The organism is Aeromonas sp. 604176 (assembly GCF_049170755.1).
GTDB classification, from domain to species: Bacteria; Pseudomonadota; Gammaproteobacteria; order Enterobacterales; family Aeromonadaceae; genus Aeromonas; species Aeromonas veronii_A.
Map to the genome: position 1 here is coordinate 1 of NZ_JAAKNE010000029.1, position 11738 is coordinate 11738.

The following is an 11738-nucleotide window of genomic DNA, read 5'->3' on the forward strand; positions in this document are numbered from 1 at the left end:
TTCGAGCGCATCCTGACCGAACCGAACGCCTCGCTGACCGATCAGTACAAGGCGCTGATGGCCACCGAAGGGGTCAATATCGAGTTCACCAAGGATGGCATCCGCCGTCTGGCCGAAGCGGCCTGGCAGGTCAACGAGCGTACCGAGAACATCGGTGCCCGTCGCCTGCACACCGTGATGGAGCGCCTTATGGAAGATATCTCCTACGACGCCTCCGAGAAGTCCGGCGAGACCTTTGTCATCGACACCGACTACGTCAACGCCCACCTCGGTGCGCTTGTCGAGGATGAGGATCTGAGCCGCTTTATTCTGTAAACGCGCCCCTCCCGATAAAACGCCTCCCTTCACGGAGGCGTTTTTATTTCTCAATCGCCTCCTCCATCTCACCCCCATCGCCCGAATTCTGACCCTTATCTGCGACAACCCATTTAATCCAAAGACGTTTTCAAACCATCTCTTTCGAACGCCCGCCGTTTTTCATCTCTGCTGAAATTTGCTCATAAAAAGATCTGTCTACTTCTGTGCGGTTGATTTATACATATGTATAAATCAGATCGAAATCTGTGCAGCAGGAACCAGAAAGATGAATCCAACCCGGCAGAAACTGCTCGATACCGGCCTCGCCATCGCCACCGAGAAGGGGCTGCGCGGCCTGACGGTACGCGAGCTGGCGGCGGCGGCCGAGGTGAACCTCGGCTCCTTCGTCTACCACTTCGGCAACCGCGACGCCTTTATCGACGAGCTGGTCGAGCTCTGGTACGCCCCCCTCTATGACGAGCTCAAATCGGTGGCAGCTAAAGGCTCCTACCCCTCTGCCATCGCCATGTTCGAGGCGACCCTGGAGGCGCTGATCGGGCTGGTGGCGCGCCAGCGCGGCTTTATCAACCACCTGTTTGGCGATGCGCTGGCAGGCGAAGGGGCGGCCCAGCGTTTTCTGCTCAGCCTGCCGCGCCGTCATCCCCTGCTGCTGATCGAGCAGGTACGGATGGCACAGGCGGAAGGGTCGCTGGTCGCGGGTCACCCGCTCCAGCTGATGATCTTCATCATGGGGTCGGTCGGCCTGCCGCTGGTGATCGCCGGCAGCGGTCGCCAGCTCGGCTGGCTGCCCGAACAGGCCGCCCCCTTTCTGAGTCAGATAGACAGCCCTGAGGCCGCCAGACAACGGCTGGTATGGGCCCTGCGCGGCCTGCGCCCCACCGACATGAAAGCAGGAGAAGCGGCATGAAACAACGCATCGCGATGGTAGCTCTGCTGCTGGCCGTTCTCAGTGGTGACCTCTGGTTGCAGAACCATCCTCAAGGAGAAGTGGTATGAAGCAACGCATTGCAATCGTGGCCCTGCTGCTAACCGTTATCGGTGGCTACCTCTGGTGGCAGGGGCGCCCGGCCGACGGCTCCATCCTCTACGGCAACGTCGATATTCGCGACGTCAATCTGGCCTTTCGGGTCGGCGGCCGCGTCGATCAGGTGCTGGTCGATGAGGGGGATAGGGTAAAAGCCGGTCAACTGCTGGCCCGCCTCGATCCGGTTCCCCTCACCCACAGCCGCAACAGCGCCCGCGCCAATCTGGCTGCGCTCACTGCCGCCAACGCCTTGATCCACAAAGGCTATCGCAGCGAAGAGACCGACCGCGCCCGGGCCGCACTGGCCGCCGCCGAAGCCGCTGCACTGGAGGCCAACCAGCAGTGGCGCCGCCAGAGCGCATTGGCCGCCACCGGCGCCATCTCCCGCGGTCAGCTCGATACCGCCCGCTCCCAGCGGGATCAGACCCAGGCGCAGGTACGCTCGGCACGCGAACAGCTCGCCCAGCTCGAAACCGGCTACCGCCCGGAAGAGATTGCCCAGTCCGATGCCCAACTGGAAGGGGCCAAAGCGGCGCTTGCCAGTGCCGAACTGGCGCTGGCAGATGCCAACCTGACCGCCCCCAGCGATGGCATCATCATCAGTCGCGCCATCGAGAACGGCAGCATGGTGCAGAGTGGAGCGACCGCCTTCAACCTCTCCCTGACTGCGCCAGTCTGGGTGCGCGCCTATGTGGAGGAGCCCTGGCTCGGCCACTTCCCGAGCGGCGCCAAAGTGACCCTCACCACCGACTCGCGGCCAGACAAGCCCTATCACGGGGTGGTGGGCTTTGTCTCGCCGACCGCCGAGTTCACCCCGAAATCGGTGGAGACGCCTGACCTACGCACTCACCTCGTCTACCGGCTGCGCATCGTGGTGCAGGATCCCGACCCGGCCCTGCGCCAAGGGATGCCGGTCACCGTCAGGCTGGCGCCATGAACAGCGCCATCTCCCTTGAAGGGCTCACCAAACGCTTTGGCGAGCGGGTCGCCCTCAACGCCATCTCGGCCACCATTCCGGCTGGCGGCATCACCGGGCTGGTCGGCCCCGACGGCGCGGGCAAGAGCACTTTGCTGCGCCTGCTGGCCGGTCTGCTGATCCCGGAAGCGGGCACCATCCGGGTGCTGGGGCTGGATCCTGTAAGCGAGGGAGATCTGCTGCGTCAGCGCCTCGGCTACATGCCCCAGCAGTTCGGCCTCTACGAGGATCTCAGCGTGCTGGAAAATCTCACCCTCTACGCTGACTTGCGCGGCGTACTGGAGCCCGAACGCACGCCCACCTTTGCGCGGCTGCTCGCCTTCACCGATCTTGCCCGCTTCACCGCACGACCCGCAGGCAAGCTCTCTGGCGGGATGAAGCAGAAGCTCGGGCTGGCCTGCGCCCTGCTCGGCACCCCGGATGTGCTGCTGCTCGACGAACCCGGGGTCGGGGTAGATCCCATCTCTCGCCGCGCCCTCTGGCAGATGGTACGCGAGCTGGCCAAGGGAGGGATGACGGTGCTCTGGAGTACCGCCTATCTCGATGAGGCGGAGCTGTGCGACCACGTGCTGCTGATGGCGGATGGCGAGGTGCGCACCAGCGGCACCCCGGCCGATCTGATGGGAGCCATGGCCAGCCGCTGCTGGCTGCTGGAGGCGGGGCAACTGGATGGCCGCGAGCGGCGTGCCCTGCTGCGCCGGGCACTGGCTCACCCGGCGGTGATGGATGGCGCGGTGGCGGGGGAGCGGGTTCGCCTGCTGCTGCACCCTGGCATGACGCCACCGCCGCTCTCGGAGCTGCATCTCGCCAGCGGCGCTTTTCAACCGGCCCAGCCCCGGCTGGAGGATGCCTTTATCGACCTGCTCGGCGGCGGCCCCGGCGGGGAGTCGAGTCTGGCGGCGGGGATGCGGGAAGCTGAACTGCCGCAGGGGGTCTCCCCCGAGGCGGTGATCGAGGCGCGCCACCTCACCAAGCGCTTCGGCGATTTTACCGCCACCGATGATGTCAGCTTTGCGGTGCGCCGCGGCGAGATCTTCGGCCTGCTCGGCCCCAACGGGGCGGGCAAGTCCACCACCTTCAAGATGGAGTGCGGCCTGCTGCGCCCGAGCGAGGGACAGGCGCTGGTGACCGGCATCAATCTGGCCCACAGCCCCTCGGCGGCGCGCCAGCGCCTCGGCTACATGGCACAGAAGTTCTCCCTCTACAAGCAGCTCACCGTAGCGCAGAACCTCTCCTTTTTCGCCGGTATTTACGGCCTGTTCGGCCGCCACCAGCAGACGCGGATCGACGCCATGGTGACTGCCTTTTCCCTCGCCCCCTGGCTCGATCAAAAGGCGGAATCCCTGCCGCTCGGTCTGCGCCAGCGCTTATCGCTGGCCTGCGCCCTGCTGCACGAGCCGCCGCTGCTGTTCCTCGACGAGCCCACCTCCGGGGTCGATCCGGTGACCCGGCGCGAGTTCTGGTCGCACATCAACGCGCTGGCCGACCACGGCGTCACCGTGCTGGTCACCACCCATTTTATGGACGAGGCGGAGTATTGCGACCGCATCGCCCTCATCTATCGCGGCAAGCTGCTGGCGCTCGGCACCCCGGACGATCTCAAAGGGCTGGCCGCCAAAGAGGCGGCGACCTCTTTGCCAACCGGCTCCTTGCCGACCTGTTCTTTGCCAACAATGGAAGAGGCCTTTATCACCCTGGTCGAGCGGGCCAGCGAGGAGGACGCATGAGCATCAACCGTCGGCGACTGCTGGCCCTCTGCCGCAAGGAGACGCTGCAAATCGTCCGTGACCCGAGCAGCATCCTCATCGCCTTCATCATGCCGGTGGTGCTACTGGTGGTGATGGGTTACGCCATCAATCTGGATGTGGACCATCTGCGCCTCGGCATCTGGCGTACCGATAGCGGCGCCCCGGCGGTGCGGCTGGAGCAGGCCCTGCGCGGCTCTACGGCACTGGAGATCCACAGCGGCCCGAGCAAGGCGTCCCTGCTCGCCAGTCTGGCCCGTGGCGAGATCCGCGGCCTGCTGGTGATCGACGACGGTTTCTCCCGCGCGCTGGCCGGTCAGGGCAATGGCACGCCGCAGGCGCTGCTGCTCACCGACGGCTCCGAGCCCAACACCGCCAACTTCGTCACCAACTATGTGCAGGGGATCTGGCAGGGGTGGCTCGCTGGCGAGGGGGTCGCCATGCCGGTGTCGATAGAGAGCCGCGCCTGGTTCAATCCGGCGCTGGTGAGCCGCAACTTCCTGGTGCCGGGCTCCATCGCCGTGGTGATGACCATCATAGGCGCCCTGCTCACCTCCATGGTGGTGGCCAGGGAGTGGGAGCGCGGCACCATGGAGGCCCTGCTCGCCACCCCGGTGACCAGGACCGAGCTGCTGCTCTCCAAGCTCTTGCCCTATTACGGGCTCGGCATCGCCGCCATGCTCATCTGCCTGCTCTTCTCCGTGGTGGTGATGGGGGTACCCTGGCGCGGCTCCCTGGTCGTCCTGTTCCTGGTCACCAGCCTGTTTCTCGGCAGCGCCCTGGGGCTGGGGCTGTTTCTCTCCACCCTGATGCGCAGCCAGTTCAACGCCGCCCAGGCGGCCCTGACGGCGGCCTTCCTGCCGGCCATGATGCTCTCGGGCTTCGTGTTCGAGATCGCCAGCATGCCGCCTCTGCTGCGGGCCATCACTCACCTCATTCCGGCCCGCTACTTTGCCAGCTCCTTGCAGACCCTCTATCAGGCGGGCAACGTGCTGTCGATCCTGCTGGTCAACGCCCTCAGCCTGCTGCTGCTGGCGCTCTTCTGGCTCGCCCTCACCGCCCGCAAGACGCGGCGCACCCTGGAGTAAGCATGCTGACTCGACTCTGGTGGCTGGTGCGAAAAGAGCTCGCCATCCTGCTGGGTAACACCCAGGGGCGCTTCCTGCTGATCATGCCGGTGCTGCTGCAGACCGCCCTCTTCCCCTTCGCCGCCACCCTGGAGGTGACCGGCAACACGCTGGCCATCTACAACCAGGACGGCGGCGCCGAGAGCCGCGAGCTGATCGAGCGCCTCACCCATATGCCCGCCTTCACCACCATCATTCCGGTGCAAGGCGAGGCGGGAATGACCGAGGCCATCACCGGGCAGCAGGCGCTGCTCGGGCTGATCATCCCCCCCGACTTCTCCCGCCGGCTGGCCCGCGGCGACACAGCCCCGCTGCAGCTTGTCATCGATGGGCGTCGCTCCAACGGCGGCCAGGTGGCGGCGGGCTACATCAACCAGGTGATCGCCCGCTGGCAGAGCGAGGGGCGCGGCGCCCCCGAGCTGCCGGTGCGCCACCTCTACAACCCCAACATCGAGTTTCGTTGGCACGTGCTCCCCTCCCTGGTGGCCATCATCACCACCATAGGCTGCCTCATCGTCACCGCACTCTCGGTGGCGCGGGAGTGGGAGGAGGGCACCTTCGACCAGCTGCTGGTCTCCCCCCTCACCCCGGGCTGGATCATGGCGGGCAAGGCGGTGCCCGGCATCCTGGTGGCGGTGGGACAGGGCACCATAGTCGCGCTGGCTGCCCGCTTCGTCTATCAGGTGCCCTTTTCCGGCAGCCTGACCCTGCTGCTGGCCGGCATGGTCTGCTACGGCCTGGCGCTCGCCGGGATCGGTCTCTTCATCTCCTCCCTCTGCACCACCCAGCAGCAGGCGTTTCTCGGGGTCTTCTGCTTCATGGTGCCGGCGGTGATCCTCTCTGGCTATGTCTCGCCGGTGGAGAACATGCCGACCCTGTTCCAGTGGCTGGCCGCCATCGACCCCCTGACCCACTTCATCGTGCTGCTCAAGGGGGTCTTCCTGAAGGGGCTGGGCTGGTCGGCCGCCTGGCCCCTGCTCTGGCCCCTGATCGCCATCGGCGGCATCAGCCTGTCCATCGCGCTCGCCCTGTTCCGCCGCCATATCGCCTGATTCGCCACCCGACTTGCGATGCCGGTCTCACCCAGTGCGAGACCGGCGTGTTGGCGGTAGATGTTTTCATCTCCCTCCATACAGCAAATCACTCTTCCCCCGATTGCCTCCCTCCAGCCAAGCCCACAAATCATCAACTGGTATACCTATTTTTGTATAGCACTGAATTTTATCGAGTTACCCCTGATGAGATATATAAATGGACACTTGATTTGCATCAATTGGCCGCCCCCTCCAACTGGGTAGCCTAGCCTCAGAATGATGTTTTATTACTCCAAACTTGAGGCAACTATGAGCAAAGTCAGACTGGTCGTTGTGGGCAACGGCATGGTGGGGCACCGCTTCATCGAAGAGCTGATCGAGCGGGCCGACCCGGGCCGCTACGAGATCACCGTCTTCGGTGCAGAACCCCGTCCCGCCTACGATCGCGTCCATCTCTCCTCCTACTTCTCCCATCACACCAGCGAAGATCTCTCCCTCGTCAAACCCGGTTTCTACGACAAGCACGGCATCCGCCTGCTGCTCGGCGAAGCGGTGAAAAAAATCGACAGGGCCAACCGCGAAGTGCACTCCAACAAGGGCACAGTGGTCGGTTACGACAAGCTGGTGCTGGCCACCGGCTCCTACCCCTGGGTGCCGCCCATTGCGGGCAGTCAGCACCACGAGTGCTTCGTCTATCGCACCATCGAGGATCTGAAAGCCATCCGTAGCGCGGCCAAGAGCGGCAAGAGCGGGGTGGTGATCGGGGGCGGTCTGCTTGGTCTCGAAGCCGCCGGCGCCCTCAAGGCACTGGGTCTCGAGACCCACGTGGTGGAGTTTGCTCCGGTGCTGATGGCCGAGCAGCTCGACGGCCAGGGCGGCCAGCTGCTGCGCCGCAAGATTGAATCCATGGGCGTGCAGGTACACACCAGCAAGAGCACCAGCGAGATCCTGATGCACGGCGGTGAGCAGGCGAAACACCGCCTCGCCTTCGCCGACGGCAGCACGCTTGAAGTAGACGTGGTGGTCTTCTCCACCGGCATCCGCCCGCAGGATACCCTGGGCCGTTACGGCGATCTGGCCATCGCCGAGCGCGGCGGCATCGTCATCGACGATCACTGCCTCACCTCAGACCCCGACATCTATGCCATCGGTGAGTGCGCCGCCTGGCAGGGCCGCTTCTTCGGGCTGGTGGCACCGGGCTACAAGATGGCCCAGATCACCGTCGACCATCTGCTCGGCGGCGACAGCCGTTTCGAAGGGGCGGACATGAGTGCCAAGCTCAAGCTGCTCGGCGTCTCCGTCGGCTCCATCGGTGATGCCCACGGCCGCACCCCGGGCAGCCACAGCTATGTGTTCCAGGATGACCAGGCCGGCGTCTACAAGAAGATAGTGGTGAGCGAAGACAACAGCCGCCTGCTCGGCGCCGTGCTGGTGGGTGACGTGGAAGATTACGGCAACCTGCTGCAGCTGATGCTCAATGCCCTGCCCCTGCCGAGCCACCCGGACACCCTGATCCTGCCTGCCTACGCCGGGGCCAAGCCGACCCTGGGGGTGGATGCCCTGCCGGAGAGCGCCCAGATCTGCTCCTGCTTCGACGTCTCCAAGGGCGACATCGCCAAGGCGGTGGCCGAGGGCCACACCACGCTGGCCGCCATCAAGCAGCACACCAAGGCCGGTACCGGCTGCGGTGGCTGCGTGCCGCTCATCAGCCAGGTGCTCAACGCCGAGCTGGTGAAGCAGGGCATCGAGGTCAACAACCACCTCTGCGGCCACTTCCCCTACTCCCGTCAGGAGCTGTTCCACCTGGTCAAGGTGGAGGGGATCAAGAGCTTCGACGAGCTGCTGGCCAAGCACGGTCACGGCCATGGCTGCGAGGTGTGCAAACCGACCGTCGGCTCCATCCTCGCCTCCTGCTGGAACGACTATGTACTGAGCCCGCTCAATACCCAGCTGCAGGACACCAACGACATCTTCCTCGGCAACATGCAAAAGGACGGCACCTACTCCGTCATCCCGCGCATGGCCGGCGGTGAAGTGACCCCGGAAGGGCTGCTGGCGGTGGCCGAAGTGGCCCGCGACTACAAGCTCTACACCAAGATCACCGGCGCCCAGCGCATCGGTCTGTTCGGGGCCCAGAAGGATGATCTGCCCGCCATCTGGCGCAAGCTGCTGGCGGCCGGTTTCGAGACCGGTCAGGCCTACGCCAAGGCGCTGCGCATGGCCAAGACCTGCGTCGGCAGCACCTGGTGCCGCTTCGGCGTGCAGGACAGCGTTGGCCTCGGGGTCTTCCTCGAGAACCGCTACAAGGGCATTCGCACCCCCCACAAGATGAAGTTCGGTGTCTCCGGCTGTACCCGTGAATGCGCGGAAGCCCAGGGCAAGGACGTCGGCATCATCGCCACCGACGCGGGCTGGAACCTCTATGTGGGTGGCAACGGCGGCATGAAGCCGCGCCACGCCGATCTGCTGGCGTCTGACCTCGACCGCGAGACGTTAGTCCGGTTGATAGACCGCTTTATGATGTTCTACGTCACCAGCGCCGACAAACTGCAGCGCACCTCGGTCTGGCTTGGCAATCTGGAAGGGGGCGTCGACTACCTGCGCGAGGTGATAGTCCACGACAAGCTGGGGCTGGCCGACACCCTGGAGCGCGATATCCAACGCCTTATCGACAGCTACGAGTGCGAATGGTCGCGCACCCTCAACGAAGAGGAAGCGCTCAAGCGTTTCAGCCACTTCATCAACAGCGACAAGCGCGACCCGGACGTTCAGTTCGTCAGCGAGCGCGACCAGCACCGACCGGCCACCCCGGCCGAGCGCATCCCCGTCTACCAGATCGAGGTGGAAACCAAATGATGAAACTTGCCTGCCAACTCAACGACATCATGCCGGGAACCGGTGTCTGCGCCCTGATCGAAGGACGTCAGGTAGCCCTGTTCCGCCCGAGCGAAGCGGCCGAGGTGTTCGCCATCGACAATCGGGACCCCTTCTTCGCCGCCAACGTACTGTCGCGGGGCATCATCTGCGAACACGAGGGCGAGCTCTGGGTCGCCAGTCCGCTCAAGAAGCAGCACTTCCGTCTGCGCGACGGCCACTGCCTCGAAAATGCAGCCATGTCGGTGCAGGGCTACCCCGTCGAAGTGCGTGACCAGCAGGTGTGGGTCGCCGTCTAACGCCGATTTCACTCTCTTTCGGGCTGCCTGTGGGCAGCCCTTTCAAGGACTCACAAGATGTACACGGAAACCATCAACAAGTGCGCCGCCAACGCGGCCCGCATCAACCGCTTCGAGCGCAGCGACAAGCTCGGCTTCTGGCTCAGCTCCGCCATGGCGGGGGCCTATGTGGGCCTCGGCATCATCCTTATCTTCACCCTCGGCAATCTGGTGGATCCCGCCATCCGGCCGCTGGTGATGGGGGCCACCTTCGGTATCGCCCTGACCCTGGTGATCATCGCCGGCTCCGAGCTGTTTACCGGCCACACCATGTTCCTCACCTTCGGGGTGAAGACGGGCAAAATCACCATGGCCGACCTGCTGCGTATCCTGCCGCAGACCTGGGCGGGCAACCTGATTGGCTCCGTCGTGGTGGCGCTCATCTACTCCTACGGCGGCAGTCTGCTGCCGGACGCGGGCAATCTGGCCCACAAAGTGGCGCTGGCCAAGACCCAGGCCCCGGCGCTGACCCTGTTTATGAAGGGCGTGCTGTGCAACTGGCTCGTCTGCCTCGCCATCTGGATGGCGCTGCGCACCGAAGGGGCCGCCCGCTTCATCGCCATCTGGTGGTGCCTGCTGGCCTTTATCGCCTCCGGCTACGAGCACTCCATCGCCAACATGACCCTGTTCGCTCTCTCCTGGTTTGGCGCCCACTCCGAGGCCTACACCCTGGGCGGCATCGGCCACAACCTGCTGTGGGTGACGCTGGGCAACACCGCCTCCGGCGTCCTCTTTATGGGCCTCGGCTACTGGTATGCCACCCCCAAGGCGGAGCGCCCGGTCGCAATGAGCGAGACCACCAGCACCGCCAACCAGACCCGAACCGCCTGATCCGGAGGCCCCATGGACTACTTGCCCATCTTTTGCCGACTCGACAACAAACCCGTGCTGCTGGTCGGCGGCGGCGAGGTAGCGGAGCGCAAGGCGCGCCTGCTGCTGGATGCCGGTGCCCACCTCACAGTCGTAGCACCCGAGCTCGACCCCGAGCTGGCGGAACTGGCTGCCAACGGGAGCATCGAGTGGCTGGCGGGTGAATTTGCACCGCAGCAACTGGCGGGCAAGTGGCTGGTGGTGGCAGCAACCGATCGGCGCGAGGTGAATGCGCTGGTTTACCAGAGCGCCAATCAGGCGCGGATCTTTGCCAACGTGGTGGATGACCCGAAACGCTCCAGCTTCATCATGCCGTCGATCATCGACCGCTCACCGCTGATGGTAGCCATCTCCTCCGGTGGCAAGGCGCCGGTGCTGGCCCGGCTGCTGCGGGAAAAACTGGAAGCTATGCTGCCGCAACATCTGGGGGCCGTGGCGACCTTCGCCGGCAGCCTGCGGGATCGGGTCAAGGCCCGCTTCGCCAGCATGGGCGAGCGGCGCCGCTTCTGGGAGCGGCTGCTCGGGGCGGATCGGCTCGGTCAGGCGCTGGCGCGGGGCGATAGCGCCTCTGCCCACCAGCTGGCCGACAACCTGTTTGCCGACGAAAGCCAGAGTGCTGGCGAAGTGGTGCTGGTGGGGGCCGGCCCCGGCGATCCGGGTCTGCTCACCCTGCACGCCCTGCGCCAGATGCAGCAAGCCGACGTGGTGGTCTATGACCGATTGGTCTCCGACGAGGTGATGGCGCTGGTGCGCCGCGACGCCAAGCGCATCTTCGTCGGCAAGCAGGCGGGCAACCACTGCGTGCCACAGGAGGGGATCAACCAGCTGTTGCTGGAGGAGGCGCAGAAGGGGCAACGGGTGGTGCGGCTGAAGGGGGGCGACCCCTTTATCTTCGGCCGTGGCGGCGAGGAGCTGGAGACGCTGGTCGGCACTGGCATCGGTTTTCAGGTGGTACCGGGGATCACCGCGGCCAGCGGCTGCGCCGCCTACGCCGGCATTCCGCTGACCCATCGCGACCACGCCCAGAGCGTGCGCTTCGTCACCGCTCACGGCAAGGGGGGCGCCCGGGATCTCGACTGGTCACTGCTGGCCAAAGACAAACAGACGCTGGTGTTCTACATGGGGCTCTCATCCTGCGCCACCATCCGCGAGCAGCTGCTGGCCCACGGCAAGGCGGGCAACACCCCGGTGGCGCTGATCGAGCGCGGCACCCAGCCCTGCCAGCGGGTCATTCGCGGCACTCTCGATGAGCTACCCGCGCTGGCGGTGGGGGTCGAAAGCCCGGCGCTGATCATGGTGGGATCCGTGGTGACCCTTGCCGACCGGCTCGCCTGGTTTGGCGAGGCACCGCAGGTTCAGCAAGCCCTCGCCTGAGGGATCCTCGGCAAATCACCATGAGGCCACCAGCAGGTGGCCTCACTTTTACCTCCCT

The 11738-nt window shown here is 65.1% G+C and carries 9 protein-coding genes and 1 pseudogene; all 10 read left to right on the forward strand.

From position 1 onward, the window contains the following. Positions 1-315: pseudogene (gene hslU / locus G5358_RS07360) on the forward strand (HslU--HslV peptidase ATPase subunit); the annotation flags it as partial. A 268-nt stretch (positions 316-583) separates the two neighbouring features. Then, a complete protein-coding gene (locus G5358_RS07365; protein WP_421323871.1) occupies positions 584-1225 on the forward strand; it encodes a TetR/AcrR family transcriptional regulator in 642 nt (213 codons plus the stop codon). Positions 1226-1310: 85 nt separating this feature from the next. Next, positions 1311-2279, forward strand: coding sequence for a secretion protein HlyD (hlyD, locus tag G5358_RS07370; RefSeq protein WP_216952628.1), 969 nt, complete (start codon positions 1311-1313; stop codon positions 2277-2279). Then, positions 2276-4045 (forward strand): ATP-binding cassette domain-containing protein, encoded by a 1770-nt coding sequence (locus G5358_RS07375; RefSeq protein WP_421323872.1) that lies wholly within the window; start codon positions 2276-2278, stop codon positions 4043-4045. The genes hlyD and G5358_RS07375 overlap by 4 nt, the downstream gene beginning before the upstream one ends. After that, a complete protein-coding gene (locus G5358_RS07380; protein WP_421323873.1) occupies positions 4042-5151 on the forward strand; it encodes an ABC transporter permease in 1110 nt (369 codons plus the stop codon). The genes G5358_RS07375 and G5358_RS07380 overlap by 4 nt, the downstream gene beginning before the upstream one ends. Before the next feature lie 2 nt (positions 5152-5153). Next, a complete protein-coding gene (locus G5358_RS07385; protein ID WP_421323874.1) occupies positions 5154-6242 on the forward strand; it encodes an ABC transporter permease in 1089 nt (362 codons plus the stop codon). 291 nt (positions 6243-6533) lie between these two features. After that, the gene (gene nirB, locus G5358_RS07390; RefSeq protein ID WP_421323875.1) at positions 6534-9080 is read left to right on the forward strand and encodes a nitrite reductase large subunit NirB; all 2547 of its coding nucleotides are present in this window, start codon (positions 6534-6536) and stop codon (positions 9078-9080) included. Further along, positions 9080-9397 (forward strand): nitrite reductase small subunit NirD, encoded by a 318-nt coding sequence (nirD, locus tag G5358_RS07395; protein WP_325782821.1) that lies wholly within the window; start codon positions 9080-9082, stop codon positions 9395-9397. The genes nirB and nirD overlap by 1 nt, the downstream gene beginning before the upstream one ends. A gap of 57 nt (positions 9398-9454) precedes the next feature. Then, positions 9455-10267, forward strand: coding sequence for a nitrite transporter NirC (gene nirC, locus G5358_RS07400; protein ID WP_421323876.1), 813 nt, complete (start codon positions 9455-9457; stop codon positions 10265-10267). 12 nt (positions 10268-10279) lie between these two features. After that, on the forward strand, positions 10280-11680 hold the full coding sequence (cysG, locus tag G5358_RS07405; RefSeq protein WP_421323877.1) for a siroheme synthase CysG: 1401 nt from the start codon (positions 10280-10282) through the stop codon (positions 11678-11680). Positions 11681-11738: the final 58 nt, after the last annotated feature.

Bases quoted from the DNA above. Each gene is read 5' to 3' on its own strand.
- G5358_RS07365 (WP_421323871.1), top strand. From the start codon at position 584: ATGAATCCAACCCGGCAGAAACTGCTCGATACCGGCCTCGCCATCGCC.
- nirB (WP_421323875.1), top strand. From the start codon at position 6,534: ATGAGCAAAGTCAGACTGGTCGTTGTGGGCAACGGCATGGTGGGGCAC.
- hlyD (WP_216952628.1), top strand. From the start codon at position 1,311: ATGAAGCAACGCATTGCAATCGTGGCCCTGCTGCTAACCGTTATCGGT.
- G5358_RS07385 (WP_421323874.1), top strand. From the start codon at position 5,154: ATGCTGACTCGACTCTGGTGGCTGGTGCGAAAAGAGCTCGCCATCCTG.
- cysG (WP_421323877.1), top strand. From the start codon at position 10,280: ATGGACTACTTGCCCATCTTTTGCCGACTCGACAACAAACCCGTGCTG.
- G5358_RS07375 (WP_421323872.1), top strand. From the start codon at position 2,276: ATGAACAGCGCCATCTCCCTTGAAGGGCTCACCAAACGCTTTGGCGAG.
- nirC (WP_421323876.1), top strand. From the start codon at position 9,455: ATGTACACGGAAACCATCAACAAGTGCGCCGCCAACGCGGCCCGCATC.
- G5358_RS07380 (WP_421323873.1), top strand. From the start codon at position 4,042: ATGAGCATCAACCGTCGGCGACTGCTGGCCCTCTGCCGCAAGGAGACG.
- nirD (WP_325782821.1), top strand. From the start codon at position 9,080: ATGAAACTTGCCTGCCAACTCAACGACATCATGCCGGGAACCGGTGTC.